At 73.8% G+C, this 16,857-nt stretch carries 16 protein-coding genes and 1 riboswitch; of the genes, 9 read left to right on the forward strand and 7 right to left on the reverse strand.

Annotation, left to right across the window (positions count from 1 at the left end; translation table 11 throughout):
• Positions 1-1,307 (forward strand): aminopeptidase P family protein (locus F2B26_RS03385; protein ID WP_159806444.1); only part of this gene is annotated, 1,307 nt, incomplete at its 5' end.
• 89 nt (positions 1,308-1,396) lie between these two features.
• Here the strand turns inward: F2B26_RS03385 and F2B26_RS03390 are convergent.
• Positions 1,397-1,948, reverse strand: coding sequence for a YflT domain-containing protein (locus F2B26_RS03390; protein WP_159806446.1), 552 nt, complete (start codon positions 1,946-1,948; stop codon positions 1,397-1,399).
• A gap of 110 nt (positions 1,949-2,058) precedes the next feature.
• Here F2B26_RS03390 and F2B26_RS03395 point away from each other — a divergent pair, with 110 nt between their 5' ends.
• From F2B26_RS03395 to F2B26_RS03430, 8 genes are all read left to right on the forward strand, one after another.
• Positions 2,059-3,333 (forward strand): magnesium transporter MgtE N-terminal domain-containing protein, encoded by a 1,275-nt coding sequence (locus F2B26_RS03395; protein WP_159806448.1) that lies wholly within the window; start codon positions 2,059-2,061, stop codon positions 3,331-3,333.
• The gene (locus F2B26_RS03400; RefSeq protein ID WP_201292592.1) at positions 3,326-3,970 is read left to right on the forward strand and encodes a DUF1003 domain-containing protein; all 645 of its coding nucleotides are present in this window, start codon (positions 3,326-3,328) and stop codon (positions 3,968-3,970) included. Before F2B26_RS03395 ends, F2B26_RS03400 begins: the two co-directional genes overlap by 8 nt.
• A 103-nt stretch (positions 3,971-4,073) precedes the next feature.
• The gene (locus F2B26_RS03405; RefSeq protein WP_159806506.1) at positions 4,074-5,198 is read left to right on the forward strand and encodes an Mrp/NBP35 family ATP-binding protein; all 1,125 of its coding nucleotides are present in this window, start codon (positions 4,074-4,076) and stop codon (positions 5,196-5,198) included.
• Between the two features lie 180 nt (positions 5,199-5,378).
• Positions 5,379-6,407 (forward strand): permuted SH3 domain-containing protein, encoded by a 1,029-nt coding sequence (locus F2B26_RS03410; RefSeq protein ID WP_159806450.1) that lies wholly within the window; start codon positions 5,379-5,381, stop codon positions 6,405-6,407.
• 52 nt (positions 6,408-6,459) lie between these two features.
• Positions 6,460-7,266, forward strand: a complete 807-nt coding sequence (locus F2B26_RS03415; protein WP_159806508.1) for an ABC transporter ATP-binding protein — start codon at positions 6,460-6,462, stop codon at positions 7,264-7,266.
• Positions 7,263-8,468: an ABC transporter permease gene (locus tag F2B26_RS03420; protein WP_159806452.1), complete on the forward strand. Its 1,206-nt coding sequence runs from the start codon at positions 7,263-7,265 to the stop codon at positions 8,466-8,468. The genes F2B26_RS03415 and F2B26_RS03420 overlap by 4 nt, the downstream gene beginning before the upstream one ends.
• 105 nt (positions 8,469-8,573) lie before the next feature.
• Positions 8,574-10,046 (forward strand): purine-cytosine permease family protein, encoded by a 1,473-nt coding sequence (locus F2B26_RS03425; protein WP_159806454.1) that lies wholly within the window; start codon positions 8,574-8,576, stop codon positions 10,044-10,046.
• A complete protein-coding gene (locus F2B26_RS03430) occupies positions 10,043-10,621 on the forward strand; it encodes a cysteine hydrolase family protein (RefSeq protein ID WP_159806456.1) in 579 nt (192 codons plus the stop codon). The genes F2B26_RS03425 and F2B26_RS03430 overlap by 4 nt, the downstream gene beginning before the upstream one ends.
• 137 nt (positions 10,622-10,758) lie before the next feature.
• Here F2B26_RS03430 and F2B26_RS03435 read toward each other — a convergent pair whose 3' ends face one another.
• The 6 genes from F2B26_RS03435 to F2B26_RS03460 form a co-directional block, all read right to left on the reverse strand.
• On the reverse strand, positions 10,759-11,580 hold the full coding sequence (locus F2B26_RS03435; protein ID WP_159806458.1) for an exodeoxyribonuclease III: 822 nt from the start codon (positions 11,578-11,580) through the stop codon (positions 10,759-10,761).
• 39 nt (positions 11,581-11,619) lie between these two features.
• Positions 11,620-12,093 carry a VOC family protein gene (locus F2B26_RS03440; protein WP_159806460.1) on the reverse strand — a complete coding sequence of 158 codons (474 nt, stop codon included), beginning with the start codon at positions 12,091-12,093 and terminating at the stop codon, positions 11,620-11,622.
• Between the two features lie 76 nt (positions 12,094-12,169).
• Positions 12,170-13,639, reverse strand: a complete 1,470-nt coding sequence (locus F2B26_RS03445; protein WP_159806462.1) for a histidine kinase N-terminal 7TM domain-containing diguanylate cyclase — start codon at positions 13,637-13,639, stop codon at positions 12,170-12,172.
• Between the two features lie 121 nt (positions 13,640-13,760).
• The gene (locus tag F2B26_RS03450; protein ID WP_159806464.1) at positions 13,761-14,642 is read right to left on the reverse strand and encodes a bifunctional methylenetetrahydrofolate dehydrogenase/methenyltetrahydrofolate cyclohydrolase; all 882 of its coding nucleotides are present in this window, start codon (positions 14,640-14,642) and stop codon (positions 13,761-13,763) included.
• Positions 14,642-15,925 carry a serine hydroxymethyltransferase gene (glyA, locus tag F2B26_RS03455; protein WP_159806466.1) on the reverse strand — a complete coding sequence of 428 codons (1,284 nt, stop codon included), beginning with the start codon at positions 15,923-15,925 and terminating at the stop codon, positions 14,642-14,644. The genes F2B26_RS03450 and glyA overlap by 1 nt, the downstream gene beginning before the upstream one ends.
• Before the next feature lie 54 nt (positions 15,926-15,979).
• Positions 15,980-16,069: riboswitch (ZMP/ZTP riboswitch) on the reverse strand.
• Positions 16,068-16,856: a VOC family protein gene (locus F2B26_RS03460; RefSeq protein ID WP_201292593.1), complete on the reverse strand. Its 789-nt coding sequence runs from the start codon at positions 16,854-16,856 to the stop codon at positions 16,068-16,070. Its footprint overlaps the riboswitch before it by 2 nt.
• Position 16,857 lies beyond the last annotated feature (1 nt).

Below are 16,857 nucleotides of genomic sequence, written 5' to 3' on the forward strand. Positions count from 1 at the left end.
CTCGGCTGGCGCAGCGGCTGCCGGGTCGCACGCTCGTGGTGCCGGCCGGCAGCCCGACGGTGCGCTCGAACGACACCGACCACCGGTTCCGCCCGCACGCCGCGTTCGTGCACCTCACCGGCCTGACCGACGAGCAGGAACCGGGTGCGGTGCTCGTGCTGCACGCCGACGGCGGCGCGGCGCTGCACCTGCGCCCGCTGGCCGGCCGGGACACCCCGGAGTTCTTCTCCGACGCGGCCACCGGCGAGTTCTGGGTGGGCCCGCGCCCGACGCTGGCGGACATGGCGACCCTCACCGGTCTGGGCACCGCCGACCTGGCCGACCTGCGCGACGCGCTGGCCAAGGACGTCGCCGACGGCGGCCAGGTGCTCGTCGTGCCCGGTGCGGACGCGGCGGTGCAGGCGCTCGTCGACGAGGTCCGCGGCGGCCCGGCGGACGGCGACGCGACGCTCGGCGAGGCGGTCTCCGAGCTGCGCCTGGTCAAGGACGCCTACGAGATCGACCAGATGCGCACCGCGGTGGCCGCCACCATCGAGGGCTTCGAGCAGGTGGTGCGCGCCCTGCCGCGCGCGGTCGCGCACGAGCGGGGCGAGCGCGTGGTCGAGGGCACCTTCCTCGGCCACGCCCGCACGGTCGGCAACTACGTGGGCTACGAGACCATCGCCGCCTCGGGCCCGCACGCCACGACGCTGCACTGGACGGACGACGACGGCCCGGTGCGCCCCGGCGACCTGCTGCTGCTCGACGCGGGGGTCGAGGCCCGGTCGCTCTACACCGCCGACGTCACCCGGACCCTGCCGGTGAACGGCCGGTACTCCCCCGTGCAGCGCAAGGTCTACCAGGCCGTGCTCGACGCGGCCGACGCGGCGTTCGCCGTCGCCCGGCCCGGCACCCGGTTCCGCGAGGTGCACGGCGCCGCGATGCAGGTGCTGGCCGCGCGGCTGGCCGAGTGGGGCCTGCTGCCGGTGCCGGCCGAGGTCGCCCTCGACCCCGACCAGCAGCAGCACCGGCGCTGGATGGTGCACGGCACCAGCCACCACCTGGGCATCGACGTGCACGACTGCGCCCAGGCCCGCCGCGAGATGTACCTGGACGGGATCATCGAGCCCGGGATGGTGTTCACCATCGAGCCGGGGCTGTACTTCCAGCCCGACGACCTGCTCGTGCCGGCCGAGTACCGCGGCATCGGCGTGCGTATCGAGGACGACGTGCTCGTGACGGCCGACGGGTGCGAGAACCTGTCCGCCGCCCTGCCGCGCGACCCGGACGCCGTCGAGGCGTGGATGGCCGGGCTGCTGGGCGCCTGACGACGACTGCCCGATCCGGACGTCCGGATCGGGCGGTGGGCGCTCGCCCGCGGCCGGCTCGCGTCGACTGCGGGGCGGCCGCGCTGGGCTCAGACCGTCGGCGGCGCGGGCGGCTCGGTCGTCGCGGGCGGGGTCGTCGGCGCAGCCGGCCACCCGGTGACCACACCGCCGACCTCGGCGAGCAGCGCACGCGCCTGCGAGGCGAGGTCACCGCTGCACAGCACGGCGTAGTGCGCTGCGACGATCTGGCTGGACGAGGTGAAGTCGCGCCGGCCGCGGGTGAGCGCGTAGCTGATGACCGAGAAGAGCATGCCGAAGCCGCCACCGATGATGATCGCCGGCAGCAGCAGCCCCTGGCCGTCGGTGCTCAGCAGCGAGAACAGCAGCCCGACGAACAGCCCGAACCAGGCGCCGGACACGAACCCGCCGAGCGCCACCCGCGGGTAGGACAGCCGGGTGAGCACGCGCTCGACCATCTGCAGGTCGGTGCCGACGATGGTGACGTTCTGCACGGCGAACTGCTTGTCGGCCAGGTGGTCGACGGCACGCTGCGCCGCGAGATAGGTGTCGTAGCGGGCCACCGTCTCCCCCTGGGGCAGGGTCGGGACGGACGGGGTACGGGCATTGCCACCAAGAGACATGCCCTGATGGTCCCCCAGCAACCTGAACGGCGCCAGGACGCGCGCTGAGTGAACGGAAGGTGGCGGCAACCTCACCCCTCCGGTTTGCCGGGCACGTCTACCCTGTGGGCGTGAGCAGCACGGGTACCCGGGTCTTCGTCGCGCGCCTCGCCGGTACCAAGGTGTTCGACCCCCTCGGTGACCAGGTGGGGCGCGTGCGCGACGTCGTGCTGCTGGCCCGGGCGAAGGGGGCGCCGAACGCCGTCGGCCTCGTCGTCGAGGTGCCCGGCCGGCGCCGGGTGTTCGTGCCGATGACCCGGGTGACGGCCATCGACCCGGGACAGGTCATCACGACCGGGCTGGTGAACATGCGCCGGTTCGAGATCCGGCCGGCCGAGACGCTCGTCGTCGGCGAGCTGTTCGACCGCACGGTGGACCTGCGCGACGGCGGCCAGGCCCGGGTGCAGGACGTGGCCATCGAGCAGCAGCGCGGCGGCGACTGGCAGGTCACCCGGCTGTTCGTCGCCGACGCCGGCGGCGGCAAGCCGTCGCTGCTGCGTCGCCGGGGCGCCGCCCGGGTGGTGGAGTTCGACGACGTGCTGGGGCTCGGCCGGTCCGAGGCCACCCAGAGCGCCGTGCTCATGCTCGCCCAGTACGGAGACCTCAAGCCGGCGGACCTGGCCGACGTGCTGCAGGACCTCGACCTCACCCGACGGCTGGAGGTCGCCGGCGCGCTGTCCGACGAGCGCCTCGCGGACGTCCTCGAGGAGCTGCCCGAGGACGACCAGGTGGAGATCCTGCGCGGCCTGGAGCTGGCCCGCGCCGCCGACGTCCTCGAGGCCATGCAGCCCGACGACGCCGCCGACCTGCTCTCCGAGCTGCCGGCCGAGCAGGCCAGCGAGCTGCTCGAGCTCATGGAGCCGGAGGAGGCGCGGGACGTGCGCCGCCTGCTGGCCTACGAGGACAACACCGCGGGCGGTCTCATGACCACCGAACCGGTGGTGCTCGGCCCCGAGACCTCGATCGCCGCCGCGCTGGCGCATGTGCGGCGCATCGACCTCAACCCGGCCCTGGCGTCGCTGGTGTTCGTCACCCGACCGCCGCTGGAGACCCCGACCGGCCGGTTCATCGGGGTGGTCCACCTGCAACGCATGCTGCGCGAACCCCCGCACGAACCCATCGGCTCGGTGGTGGACACCGACATCGAGCCGGTCACCGTGCACGCTCCGCTGCTCACCGTGACGCGCCGCCTGGCGACGTACAACCTGCTGGCGCTGCCCGTGGTCGACGAGCAGCGTCGGCTGCTGGGCGCGGTCTCCGTCGACGACGTGCTCGACCACCTGCTGCCGGACGACTGGCGCGAGGTCGACGACGTCCCGACCAAGCCAGAGGTCCGTCATGGCTGACCGCCTCGACACCCCGCTCGAGCGGCGCGGGCTGCTCACCCGCGGCCCGCGCGACGAGGACGCCTCGGGCCGCGCCGCCGAGGCCATCGCCCGGTTCTTCGGGACGCCGCGCTTCATCATCTGGCTCACGCTGTTCTGCGTCGTGTGGATCGCCTGGAACACCCTCGGGCCGTTCGCGTGGCGGTTCGACCAGCCGGCCAACGGGTTCACGGCGCTCACGCTCATGCTCTCGTTGCAGGCCTCGTACGCCGCGCCGCTCATCCTGCTCGCGCAGAACCGGCAGGCCGACCGCGACCGGGTGACCGCCGAGCAGGACCGCCAGCGCGCCGAGCGGAACCTGGCCGACACCGAGTTCCTGGCCCGTGAGATGGCCGCCGTCCGCATCGCGCTGGCCGACGTCGCCACCCGTGACTTCGTCCGCTCCGAGCTGCGTGACCTGCTCGAGGCGGTCGGCACGGACGACGACGGGGAGACGTCGGGCAAGGAGCGCGGGAAGGACAAGCCGCGCAAGTCCAAGGGCGCCAAGGCGGCCAAGGCTGCACCCGCCGAACCGGCCGAGCCCGCCGCACCTGCGGAGCCGGCCGCACCCGCCGACGCCCCGCCCCCCGCGGACGCCGAGGCAGACCCCGCCGACTGAGCGGCCGACCGCCCGCATCCCGGCCGGCGGGGAGGCTCCTCCACCCGCCGCGCGACCGGCCCCCGCCGGAAGGTCCGCACGCACGCCCACCTACGATGGGTGCATGCCCCTGCTCGACGACGTCCGCACCGCGCTCACCGGTGTCCTCGACCCCGAGATCCACCGTCCGATCACCGAGCTGGGCATGGTCCGCTCGCTCGAGGAGACCGAGGGCGTGGTCCGCGTCGGGGTGGACCTCACGGTGGCCGGCTGCCCGCTCAAGGACACCCTCACGCGCGACGTGACGGCGGCCGTGAGCGCGGTCGACGGCGTCACCGAGGTGCGCGTCGAGCTCGGGGTGATGACCGCCGAGCAGCGTTCCGCCCTGCGCACCCAGCTGCGCGGCAGCAGCCGCGAACCGGTCGTCCCGTTCGCCCAGCCGGGTTCGCTCACCCGTGTCCTGGCAGTGGCCTCCGGCAAGGGCGGGGTGGGCAAGTCGACCGTGACGGCCAACCTCGCCGTCGCGCTCGCCGCGCAGGGGCTGCGGGTGGGCGTGGTGGACGCCGACATCTACGGCTTCTCCATCCCCCGGATGCTCGGCGTCGACCGGGCCCCGACCAAGGTCGACGACATGCTGCTGCCGCCCCGGGCGCACGGGGTCGACGTGGTGTCCATCGGCATGTTCGTCCCGGCCGGGCAGCCCGTCGTGTGGCGCGGGCCGATGCTGCACCGCGCGCTCCAGCAGTTCCTCGCCGACGTGTTCTGGGGCGACCTCGACGTGCTGCTGCTCGACCTGCCCCCGGGCACGGGCGACATCGCGATCTCGGTGGCCCAGCTGCTGCCGGGCAGCGAGCTGCTCGTGGTCACCACCCCGCAGGCCGCGGCGGCCGAGGTCGCCGAACGGGCCGGCACGGTCGCCGCGCAGACCGGGCAGCGGGTCATCGGCGTGCTGGAGAACATGTCCTGGCTGGAGCTGCCGGACGGCTCCCGGCTCGAGGTCTTCGGCTCGGGCGGCGGCGCGCAGGTGGCCGCCGGGCTCTCGGACCGGCTCGACACCGAGGTGCCGCTGCTCGGTCAGGTGCCGCTGGACACCCAGCTGCGCGAGGCCGGCGATGCCGGGACGCCCGTCGTGGTCTCCGCCCCCGACTCCCCCGCGGCGCTCGCCCTGCGCGAGGTCGCCCGTCGGCTGGCCGCCACCCCGCGCGGCCTGGCCGGGCGCCCGCTGCCGGTGACCCCCGTCAGCCACTGACGGCCGGCGCCCGCGCCACGCACGTCCCGCACCCCGCGATGGTGTCCCTGAGATGGGGGCCGAGGTCGCACAGCCGGTGCACGTCTCCGTCCCAGGGATGATGCGCGGGCGCGCCGCGGTCGCCAGGATCGTGCCGGGCGACCCGCAGGGGGCTGCTCGGCACACTGCAGGAGGCCGCCGGTGGGCGTCGTTCGTCGCGTCATCTTCCCCACGCTCCGCCTGATCATCTGGGCCGTCATCGCGGTCGCGCTGGTCAAGCTCGCCTTCGCCGGCGCCGACGTGAAGGCGTCGGGCGACCCGTTGCAGCCGACCGGGTCGGTCACCGAACCGACGGTGCAGGTCGAGCAGGCCACGATCACCAACACGGTGGACGTCGAGGCCTCCGTCGTCGCCGACCCGCCCGTCCCGGTGAAGGCGACCGCGGCCGGGACCGTCGCGAAGCTGCTGGCCGCCGACGGCGCCACGGTCGCCGCGGGCGACCCCGTGCTCCAGGTGCGGCAGGAGACCCCGCAGGACCCGGTGACCTCGACCGACCCGACCACCGGTGACCCGGTGACCACGCAGCCCGCCCCCAAGGTGACGACCACGGTGGTCAAGGCCACAGCGGGCGGGGTGCTGTCGCTGCCGACGCTCAAGGACCAGGTCGTCGCCGTCGGTGACGTCGTCGCCACGGTGACGCCCGGGACGCTGTCGGTGACCGGCACCCTCACGGCGGACCAGCAGTACCGCCTGGTCAACGCCCCGAGCGAGGCCCAGGTGACGCTCAAGGGCGGTCCGGCACCGTTCGCCTGCACCGGTCTGAAGATCTCCACCCAGACCACCGGCTCCACCCCCAGCGAGGGCGGCGGGGCGGCGCCCAGCACGACGTCAGGCACGATCAGCTGCGCCGTCCCGGCCGGTGTCGTCGCATTCGCGGGGCTCGGTGCCGACCTGGCGGTCACCAACGGCACCGCCGACGGGCCGACGGTCCCGGTCACGGCCGTGCAGGGCTCGGTGCAGAACGGCAACGTGTGGGTGGTGGCCGACGGGAAGGAGCCCGAGCAGCGCGCCGTGACCCTCGGCCTCACCGACGGCAAGATCGTCGAGATCACCAGCGGGCTCGCGGTCGGCGACACGGTGCTGCAGTTCATCCCGGTGCCGGGCGGCGCGTCCGGACCGGTCGACTGCACCGACCCTCGGCAGTACGACCCGACCGTCTGCGGCGGCTGACGTGATCGACCTGCGCGCGATCACCCGCACGGTCAGGCTGCCCGACGACCGGATGCTGCACATCCTGCGCGGCGTCGACCTCACGGTCGCGACCGGGGAGCACGTCGCCGTCGTCGGCCGGTCCGGGACCGGCAAGTCGACGCTGCTCAACCTCCTGGGTCTGCTCGACGCCCCGACCGACGGCGAGTACCTGCTCGAGGGCGTCCCGGTGAGCCGGCTGTCGAACCGGGCGCGGACGCTGCGGCGGGGCGCGGACTTCGGCTTCGTGTTCCAGCAGTTCAACCTGCTGCCCGGGCGCACCGTGCTGGAGAACGTGGTGGCCCCGCTCATGTACGCCAAGGGGCGGGAGTTCTGGCGGCGGCGCACCCTGGCCGCGCAGATGCTCGACCGCGTCGGGCTGGGCGACCGGCTGGACGCGATGCCGGAACGGCTGTCGGGCGGTGAGCAGCAGCGCATCGCGATCGCCCGCGCGCTGGTGCGCGGCCCCCGCGTCATCCTGGCCGACGAGCCGACCGGAGCCCTCGACGTGCAGACCGGGCAGGTCGTCATGGACCTGCTGGACTCGGTGGCCGCCGAGACCGGTGCGGCCCTCGTGACCATCACGCACGACCTGTCGGTCGCGGCCCGTGCGCAGCGCGTCTACCGGCTCGCCGACGGGGTGCTCGTCCCGCTCGACCTCGGCACGGCCGGTGCCGAATGGGTGGGTGACGTCCCGACGGCGGTCGGCGCGGCCGCACGGCCCCGCGAGCTGGCTCCCCCGGTGCCCCGCGAACCGGCACACCGCGAACCGGCCGAACCGGCCGCACCGGCGCCGGACCAGCAGCCGGCCGCCCGGCACGACGGTGGTGAGCGCCGATGAGCGGGTTCGTCGGCGCTGTCCTGGAGGCGTGGGACGAGCTGCGCATCCACAAGGTGCGCGTGCTGCTCTCCCTCATCGGGGTGGCCGTGGCCGTCACCGCGATCACGGGCGTCACCGCCGCGGTCGCGATGCTCAAGCAGGGGTTCGCCGAGCAGGCCGACCGGTACAACGGCCGGCCCGTCACCCTCATGGTGAACGCCTACTCCTCGACGGGTCCGGCGACGTCGGCCGCTCAGACGGCCACGTACGACGCCGCGTACCAGCAGGCGCTCGCGCGGTACTCGATCACCTGGGCCTCCCGCACCCAGCAGACGATGGCGCCGTTCCGGTTCCCCCAGGGCACCCAGACCGTGCCGATCAACGCGGTCGACCCCGCCTACGGCGCGATCTACCGGACCCGGGTCATCGAGGGCCGGTGGTTCACCCCGGAGGACGAGAAGGCCTTCGCGCCCGTGCTCGTGGTCAACCAGGCGTTCTTGACCCAGCTCGGCGTCGCGGACCTGCGCAGCCACCCGACGGTGCAGCTCGGCGACGCCGTGACCGCGACGATCATCGGCGTCCAGCCCGAGCAGTGGTCGGGCGAGAGCCCGACCGCCTTCGTCCTCTACGACCAGCTGACGCACTGGTACCAGGTCGACCCGACGATGGGCCAGGCGTTGCCGACCCTGGCGATGTGGGTGCCGACCGACCAGGTCGACGGGCTCTCCTCGCACCTGGTCCGGGACATGAAGGCCGCAGTCCCCGGACTGCAGGTGGACGTGCAGGACAACCGGACCTGGGGCGGCGGTGAGCTCGACTCGGCGACCAAGTGGATCGGGCTCGGGGTCGGTGGCTTCGCGCTGCTGCTCGGCGGGCTGGGGCTGGTGAACATCTCGCTCACCACCGTCCGGTACCGGATCCGGGAGATCGGCATCCGGCGCTCGTTCGGTGCCACGTCGGGGCGGGTGTTCTTCGGGGTCATGATGGAGTCGGTGGTCGCCACGGTGGTCGCCGGGCTGGCGGGGGTCGTGCTCGCGGTGGTGCTGCTGAAGAACCTCCCGATCGACAGGGTCTTCGGCGGCGGGCTGCAGGACATCCCGCCGTTCCCGGTCTCGGCCGCGCTCGTCGGGATGGCGGCGGCCACCGGGGTCGGCGCGCTCGCCGGCATCATTCCCGCACTCGTCGCCGTCCGGGTGAAGGTGATCGACGCGATCCGCTACTGACGCCCCGGTCGTCGCCGCGTCAGGTGCGCGGCCGACAGGACTGCCCGGACGAGCCGCGCTCGACTAGGTTGACCTGCACGGGGGTCTGCGTCCTGGGGAGGAACCATGGCTGACGTCGTCGAGCCCACCGGCGGTATCCGGGTCGAGACGCACGGGGTCGAGGTGATCTCCGACGCCGAGCGCAAGGGCAGGCCCCGCGACCTGTTCTGGCCCTGGTTCGCCGCCAACATCTCGGTGTTCGGGATCGGCTACGGCGCCTGGGTGCTGGCGTTCGGGATCTCCTTCGGGCAGGCCCTGGTCGCCGCCCTGGTCGGGATCACGTTCTCGTTCGCGCTGTGCGGGTTCGTGGCGCTGGCCGGCAAGCGCGGGTCGGCCCCCACCATGACGCTGTCCCGGGCGGCGCTCGGCGTCAACGGGAACCGGGTGGCCTCGGGCATCTCCTGGGTGCTCACCGTCGGCTGGGAGACGGTCCTCACCTACCTGGCCACGACGGCCGTGGTCACGGTCTTCGACCGCCTCGGTTGGCACACGGGTGCCGCCACCAAGGTGGTCGCCGTCCTTGTGATCGCCGCCCTCATCATCGCCGGCGGGGTGGTGGGCTTCGACCTCATCATGCGGATGCAGACGGCGATCACCGTCATCACCGCGGTTCTCACGATCGTCTACGTCGTCATCACCTGGGGCCACGTCGACCTGGCTGCCGTGACCTCGCTGCCGTCGGGCTCGTCGGCCGCGTTCATCGGCGCGCTCGTGTTCGTCATGACCGGGTTCGGGCTCGGCTGGGTCAACATGGCCGCCGACTACTCGCGGTACCTGCCGCGCAGTGCGTCGAGCGCCGGGGTGGTCGGCTGGACGACGTTCGGGGCGGCGCTCGCCCCGCTCGCGCTGCTGCTGTTCGGGCTGCTGCTCGCCGGTTCGGACGCCGACCTCAACGCGGCAATCAGTGCCGACCCCATCGGCGGGCTCGCCTCGATCCTGCCGACCTGGTTCCTCGTGCCGTTCCTCGTCGTGGCCATCCTGGGGTTCGTCGGCGGGGCGGTGCTCGACATCTACTCCTCCGGAATCGCGCTCATCTCGACCGGGCTGCCGGTCAAGCGACCGGTGGCGGCCGGGATCGACGGCGTCGTCATGGTGCTCGGCACGCTCTACCTGCTGTTCGTCGCAGGCTCGTTCTTCGGCCCGTTCCAGGGCTTCCTCATCACGCTGGGGGTGCCGATCGCGGCGTGGGCCGGGATCTTCCTGGCCGATGTGCTGGCGCGCAAGGCCGACTACGACGTCGCCGACCTGTTCCGCCCCGAGGGCCGCTACCGCTCAGTGGACTGGACCTCGATGGCGCTGCTCGTCGTCGGCACGGTGCTGGGCTGGGGGCTGGTGGTCAACGGCTACGCCGGCTGGCTCGGCTGGCAGGGCTACCTCATGGACCTCATCGGCGGGAAGGCCGGCGCGTGGGCCGGCGCCAACGTCGGGGTCCTCGTGGCCCTCGTCGTCGGCTTCGTCGGTGGGCTGGCGCGCGCTGGCGCGATCCGTCACCAGGAGGCGCTGCCCGCGACGCAGGCCACGCTGGTGGAGACCCCGTGAGCCCTGCGCTGGCCGTCATCGACATGCAGCGCGTGTTCGGTGACGCCGACAGCCCGTGGCGCACACCGCGGTTCGACGAGGTGGTCGCACCCGTGCGGGCGCTGGCCGAGGCGTACGCGCAGCGCGCCGTGTTCACCAGGTTCATCGCCCCGGCGCGTCCCACCGGGGCATGGCAGGCGTACTACGCGGACTGGCCGTTCGCCCTGCAGCCGGCCAACGCCCCCGCCTGGGACGTGGTCGGCGAGCTGGCCGACGTGGCCGCCCGGGTGGCCGGCACCGACGGGCATGGCGGCACCCTGGACGCGACGACCTTCGGCAAGTGGGGTCGCCAGCTCGCCGACCTCGTCGGGGACGACAACCGGCTCGTCGTGTGCGGGGTGAGCACCGACTGCTGCGTGCTGTCCACGGTGCTCGCGGCGGTCGACGCCGGGGTCCAGGTGCTCGTGGCCTCCGACGCCTGCGCCGGCCTCGACGACGCCTCGCACGCCAAGGCCCTCGACGTCATCGCGCTGTACGCCCCGCTGGCCACGGTCGTCACCACCGAGCAGGCCCTCGCGCTGGTCGCCGCGGGCTGAGCTGCGGAGACTGAGCCGCGGAGGCTGACCGGCGGTCGCGGCAGGCCCGCGCGGGCGACCGCGCGGGCCTGCCGCGCGTCACCAGCCCCGCGGGCCTGCCGCACGCGCCCGGCTCCGACGCCGCGCGTCCTACCTGGTCAGCGGTGCGAGGCCAGGTCGTACTCGACGACGAACGGCGCGTGGTCGCTGAACCGCTCGGCGTAGGTCAGCGCCCGGTCCACCCGGGCCGTCACGGCGGCCGAGCCCAGCGCCGGGCTCGTGAGCTGGTAGTCGATGCGCCACCCGGCGTCGTTGTCGAACGCCTTGCCGCGCCAGGACCACCACGTGTACGGCCCCGGGCCGGGGCCGCCGAGCGACCGACCGACGTCGGTCCAGCCCAGCTCGTCGAACCAGCGGTCCAGGTAGGCCCGTTCGGCCGGCAGGAAGCCGGCCTTGTCGAGGTTGCCCTTCCAGTTCTTGATGTCGACCTCGCGGTGGGCGATGTTGAGGTCTCCGCCGACCACCGCACGGGCGTCACCCAGCTCGCGCAGGCGCCGCGTGATGTGCTCGCTGAACGCGTACTTCGCGTCGAGCGACGGGTGGTCGGCGGTCGCCGAGTAGAGGTACACCGAGACCACCGTGAGCAGGCCGTCGGGGGTCTCCAGATCGGCCTCGACCCACCGCCCCTCGTCACCCGGCACATCGGTGCCGAGCCCGATCCGCACCGCCTGCATGGGCAGCCGGGACGCGACCGCCACCCCCGCACGTCCGGCCGCAGCGCCGGCCTGGTGCACGAGGTGCCAGCCGGGCAGCAGGGAGGCGAGCGTGCCGTCGTCCGCCCGCACCTCCTGCAGCAGCAGGACGTCCGGTGAGCACCGGGCGAGCCAGTCCCCCATCCCCCGGCGGAAGGCCGCCCGGACCCCGTTGACGTTGACGCTCGCGATGGTCAGTGCGCTGGTCACCGGGTCATCCTCGCCCATGCCACCCACATCGCCGCCACCCGCTGCGCCGCCCCGCGCTCAGCCGGCCGCGGCCGCCCGCAGGGCCGCGATGTCGAGCTTGGTCATCTGCAGCATCGCGGCCATCGCGCGACCGACCCCCGCCGGGTCGCCCGACATCACCTCGGCCATCCCGGTCGGGACCACCTGCCAGGAGACCCCGAACCGGTCCTTGAGCCAGCCGCACTGCCCGGCCTGGCCGCCGTCGGCCGACAGCGCCGCCCAGAAGTGGTCGATCTCCTCCTGGGTCTCGACCTCGAGCAGGAAGGAGAACGCCTCGTCCAGCGCGAACGTCGGACCGCCGTTGAGCAGGGTCACCGGGACGCCGGCCACCTCGGCCTCGACGACGAACACGGTCCCCTCGGCCACCCCCGGGGTGCCCGCCGGGGCGCTGGTCACCGACACGACACGAGAGCCCGGGACGGTCCGTTCCCAGAACCGGGCGGCCTCGAGCGCCCGGTCGTCGAGCCACAGGTGCACGCGGACGGTGGGCATGGGGCCTCCTGCGAACGGGGACGGACGGCCCCACCATGAGAACCCACGCCGGCCCGACTCGCGCGGCGGGGCGCGCTCATGCGGTGCAGACCCGGTTGCGCCCCTCGTCCTTCGCCCGGTAGAGCGCCATGTCGGCACGACGCAGCAGGTCCTCGACGTCGCCGTCGGGCTCCAGCGCGAAGACGCCGATGCTCACCGTGATGGTGATCTCACCGTCCGCCGCGGGCACCCGGAGATCGGCGCAGGAGCGGCGCAGGTCCTCCATCCGCACCAGCGCACCGTCGAGCGTCTCGCCGATCATGAGCAGCAGGAACTCCTCCCCGCCGAACCGCACCTGGGCGTCACCCAGCCGGGCCCGCCGCTGCACCTGGGCGGCCACCCGAGCGAGCACCCGGTCGCCTGCGGGGTGCCCGAAGGTGTCGTTGACCAGCTTGAAGTGGTCGATGTCGACCATCGCGGCCACGACGCCCTGCCCGCCGGCCCGCGCCTGGTCGACGATCTCCTGCCCGCGCTCGAGGAAGAACCGGCGGTTGCGCAGCCCGGTGAGGGCGTCGGAGACCGCCTGGTCGGCCAGCTCGGCACGCACCTGCTCGAACTCGGTGACGTCGCGCAGCTGGACCGCCATGCCCACCTGGACACCGTTGGCCATCACCGGCGCGGGCCGCACATCGATGAACCGGTCACCGCTGCTCAGCAGCCCGCCGAGCTTGGCCACGGGCTGGTCGGCCTCGGGCACCACCTCGCGCCAGTGCCGACCCCGGACCTGGCCGGCGAAGCCGTGCGCCTCCAGGATCTGCCGCGCGGCACGGTTGGCCACCAGCACCACACCGCGCCCGTCGACGACCACCAGCCCGTCGGCCAGGGACTCCACCATCTGGTCCACGGAGATCGGTGTCCGGGGGCGCAGTCCCCACCCGCCCCGGTCGGCCCACAGCCACATCAGCGCGGTCGCCACGAACGCCACCGGCGTGGGGTCGGACGGCTGCCGGTCGGCATGCACGAGCACCACGACGCTGGTCGCCATCGGCAGCAGCAGAGCCGAGAGGGCGAGCCACGAGGACAGCCGGTCGCGCAGCCCACGCTCCACCGCCAGGGCGAGCAGCCCGAACGCCACCGCCAGGACGGCCCGGCTGTACAGCGCGTTGGTCCAGAACAGCAGGCTGCCGCCCACACCGTGCGGCCCGACGAGGAGCGGGTGCCACGAGCTGGTCAGGACGAGGACCAGGACGACCACAGGCTCGACCGCGAGGATCTGGGCCCACCGGCGGCTCCATCGGTTGCCGGTGAACAGCGTGACGAACCAGAGGGCGCCATACCCGATCAGACCGGCCGCGGGCAGCCGGGCGGCGTCCATGACATGGCGCACCCGCGCGTCCGACGAGCTGAGCTGGACCACCTCGCACCACGCCCACCACGTGGCGGACAGCAGCACCAGCGCGACCGGCCACGACGTCGGGCGTCGCGCGGCGGGCCGCAGCACGGCGGCAGCCGACACCAGTCCGACGACGATACCGGCGGCCAGCACGAGGACGTCCTCGTTCGGCATGCCCCTCCGTCCTGCCGCCGCCGGCTCTGGTCTCTCCGCCGACGGCCTGCCGTCGGGTCCCCCGTCCCATCGGCGGGTGGTCGGCAGGCGTGAGAGACCCGCGCCTGCCGGCCCGACCCACTCAGCCTGCGGCGCGCTCGGCGATCTCGACGACGTTGGCCAGGAGCATCGCACGGGTCATCGGACCGACGCCGCCGGGGTTCGGCGACACCCAGGCCGCGACCTCGCGCACGTCGGGGTGCACGTCCCCGGCGACCCGCGACCGACCGGTGGCCTCGTCCACGACGCGCGAGACACCGACGTCGACCACGACCGCACCCGGGGCGACCATGTCGGCGGTGACCAGGCCGGGCACCCCGGCGGCGGCGACGATGACGTCAGCCGTCCGGGTGAGGGCTGCCAGGTCACGGGTGCCGGTGTGGGTGAGGGTCACCGTGGCGTTGACCTCGCGCCGGGTGAGCAGCAACCCGATCGACCGCCCTACCGTCACCCCCCGCCCGACGACGACGACGTGCGCGCCGCGCAGCGGGACGTCGTGCCGCACGAGCAGCTCGACGATGCCCCGCGGGGTGCACGGCAGCGGTGAGGCGACCGGTTCGTTGACCCGCAGCACGAGACGCCCGAGGTTGGTCGGGTGCAGCCCGTCGGCGTCCTTGTCCGGGTCGACGAGCTCGAGCATCGCCTGGGTGTCGACGCCGGCGGGCAGCGGCAGCTGCACGATGAACCCGGTGCAGGCCGGGTCCTCGTTGAGCCGCCGGATCGCGGCCTCGACCTGCGCGGGCGTCGCATCGGCGGGCAGGTCCTCGCGGATCGAGGCCAGCCCCACCTGCGCGCAGTCGCGGTGCTTGCCCGCGACGTACAGCTGGGAGCCCGGGTCGTCGCCGACGAGCAGGGTGCCGAGCCCGGGGTGCACGCCGCGGGCCGCCAGCGCGGCGACCCGCTGCGCGAGCTCGTCCTTGATCGAGGCCGCGGTCGCCTTGCCGTCCAGCAGCCGAGCGACCATCAGTACTGCACCAGGTCGGCGTAGAGCGGCAGCCGTGCGGCGAGCGCGGCCGTGCGGGTGCGCAGCGCGGCCACGTCGGTGGCGGCGCCCTGCACGAGCGCCGTCGCGATGACGTCGGCGACCTCGGTGAACTCCGCGTCGCCGAAGCCGCGGGTGGCCAGCGCCGGGGTGCCGATCCGCAGCCCGGAGGTCACCATCGGCGGCCGGGGGTCGTTCGGCACGGCGTTGCGGTTCACCGTGATGCCGCACTCGTGCAGCAGGTCCTCGGCCTGCTTGCCGTCGATCGCGGCGTCGCGCAGGTCGACGAGCACGAGGTGCACGTCGGTGCCGCCCGACCGCACCGAGATCCCGGCAGCGGCGACGTCGGGTGCGGTGAGCCGCTCCGCGAGGATCGCCGCACCGCGCACGGTGCGCTCCTGGCGGTCACGGAACTGCGGCGTCGCGGCGATCTTGAACGCCACGGCCTTGGCGGCCACGACGTGCATGAGCGGCCCGCCCTGCTGACCGGGGAAGACGGCGGAGTTGATCTTCTTCGCCAGCTCGGCGTCGTTGGTGAGGATGAAGCCGGAGCGGGGCCCGCCGATGGTCTTGTGCACGGTGGAGGACACGACGTGCGCGTGCGGCACCGGGGACGGGTGCAGCCCTGCGGCGACCAGACCGGCGAAGTGCGCCATGTCGACCCACAGGTAGGCGCCGACCTCGTCGGCGATCTCGCGGAACCGGGCGAAGTCGAGCTGGCGGGGGTAGGCCGACCAGCCGGCGATGAGCACCTTCGGCCGGTGCTCGAGGGCGAGCCGGCGCACCTCGTCCATGTCGACGAGGGACGTGGTCGGGTCGACCCCGTAGGCCGCGACCTTGTAGAGCCGGCCGGAGAAGTTGATCTTCATGCCGTGCGTGAGGTGGCCGCCCTGGTCGAGGGCCAGGCCCAGGATGGTGTCGCCGGGCCGGGCCAGCGCGTGCAGCACGGCGGCGTTGGCGGTGGCGCCCGAGTGCGGCTGGACGTTGGCGAACTGGGCGCCGAACAGGGACTTGGCACGCTCGATGGCGATCGTCTCGGCGACGTCCACCTCTTCGCAGCCGCCGTAGTACCGGCGGCCCGGGTACCCCTCGGCGTACTTGTTGGTGAGCACGGAGCCCTGTGCCTGCAGGACGGCGCGGGGCACGAAGTTCTCCGAGGCGATCATCTCGAGCGTCTGCTGCTGGCGGGCCAGCTCGGCGTCGAGGACCGCGGCGATCTCCGGGTCGAGCTCGGCGATGCCCTGGTTCATCAGGTCGTCGGTCATGGGTTCTCCTGGCGGACGAGCCGGCCGCACGCGGCCAGCACCGGACAAGGTGATGACCGGGGCCCAGGCGTTCGACCCGTGGTCCTGCTGACGTCGTCGCTCCCCGGTGGTGACCCACCCGTTGCGCCAGTTGCGACGCCGCTCAGCCTAGCCGACCCGGCTGCCCGGTCGGCAGCCGGCCCGTGCCCGGGTCGCGGTCGGTGAGGCAGTACGGCGAGCCGGCCGGGTCGCGCAGCACCGTCCACCGGGCGCCCTCCCCCACGGCCGTCGCCCCCAGGCCGACGTGCTCGGTCACGACGGTGCGCCGGTCGGGGCCGCCCGCGGCCAGGTCGAGGTGGGCGCTCGTCTCGGTGCGCCCGTCGTCGGCACCCAGGCGCTGCACGAGCAGGCGCAACGGCATCCCGGCCGGTCGGGTGAGCGGGACGAGCGTGCCGGTGACGTCACCGTCGGGCGCCCAGCCGGTGAGGGAGGTCCAGAACTCCAGCTCGCGGGCCACCAGAGCCGCCGGCACGTCGAGCGCCAGCTGGTCGACGAGCGCACGCCCGCCGAGCGCGCCGGTGACGGGCCCCGGGCGGTGACGTTCGCCACGGTCGGGCACCAGGCAGAACACGAAGCCGCCGGGCGAGGCCAGCACGACGTGCTCGGCCGCGAGCAGCACGTGCGCGCCCAGCGCGGTGGCGAGCCGCGCACCTGCGGGCACGTCGTCCACGTGCAGGTCGAGGTGCACGCGCGGCGCACCCTCGAGCCGTTGCACCCGCAGGAAGGCGTCACCCGTACCGGGCAGCAGGGTGGCGAACTGCCCGCGGTCCCCGCGCGACACAGACGGCGTGGTCGCAGTCACGGCCGCCCAGAAGGCCACTGTCGCCGCGTGCACGGCCTCCGGCAGGTCGAGGAACGCCGTCGTCCAGCGGACCTCGAGACCGGCGTCCACG

Origin of the sequence: Cellulomonas citrea, from assembly GCF_009829685.1 — a bacterium.
Taxonomy (GTDB): domain Bacteria; phylum Actinomycetota; class Actinomycetes; order Actinomycetales; family Cellulomonadaceae; genus Cellulomonas; species Cellulomonas citrea.

Excerpts from the sequence above, each read along its gene's own strand:
- F2B26_RS03390 (WP_159806446.1), bottom strand. The coding sequence starts at position 1,948 with ATGTCTCTTGGTGGCAATGCCCGTACCCCGTCCGTCCCGACCCTGCCC.
- F2B26_RS03400 (WP_201292592.1), top strand. The coding sequence starts at position 3,326 with ATGGCTGACCGCCTCGACACCCCGCTCGAGCGGCGCGGGCTGCTCACC.
- F2B26_RS03405 (WP_159806506.1), top strand. The coding sequence starts at position 4,074 with ATGCCCCTGCTCGACGACGTCCGCACCGCGCTCACCGGTGTCCTCGAC.
- F2B26_RS03415 (WP_159806508.1), top strand. The coding sequence starts at position 6,460 with ATGCTGCACATCCTGCGCGGCGTCGACCTCACGGTCGCGACCGGGGAG.
- F2B26_RS03420 (WP_159806452.1), top strand. The coding sequence starts at position 7,263 with ATGAGCGGGTTCGTCGGCGCTGTCCTGGAGGCGTGGGACGAGCTGCGC.
- F2B26_RS03425 (WP_159806454.1), top strand. The coding sequence starts at position 8,574 with ATGGCTGACGTCGTCGAGCCCACCGGCGGTATCCGGGTCGAGACGCAC.
- F2B26_RS03435 (WP_159806458.1), bottom strand. The coding sequence starts at position 11,580 with ATGGGCGAGGATGACCCGGTGACCAGCGCACTGACCATCGCGAGCGTC.
- F2B26_RS03440 (WP_159806460.1), bottom strand. The coding sequence starts at position 12,093 with ATGCCCACCGTCCGCGTGCACCTGTGGCTCGACGACCGGGCGCTCGAG.
- F2B26_RS03445 (WP_159806462.1), bottom strand. The coding sequence starts at position 13,639 with ATGCCGAACGAGGACGTCCTCGTGCTGGCCGCCGGTATCGTCGTCGGA.
- F2B26_RS03450 (WP_159806464.1), bottom strand. The coding sequence starts at position 14,642 with ATGGTCGCTCGGCTGCTGGACGGCAAGGCGACCGCGGCCTCGATCAAG.
- glyA (WP_159806466.1), bottom strand. The coding sequence starts at position 15,925 with ATGACCGACGACCTGATGAACCAGGGCATCGCCGAGCTCGACCCGGAG.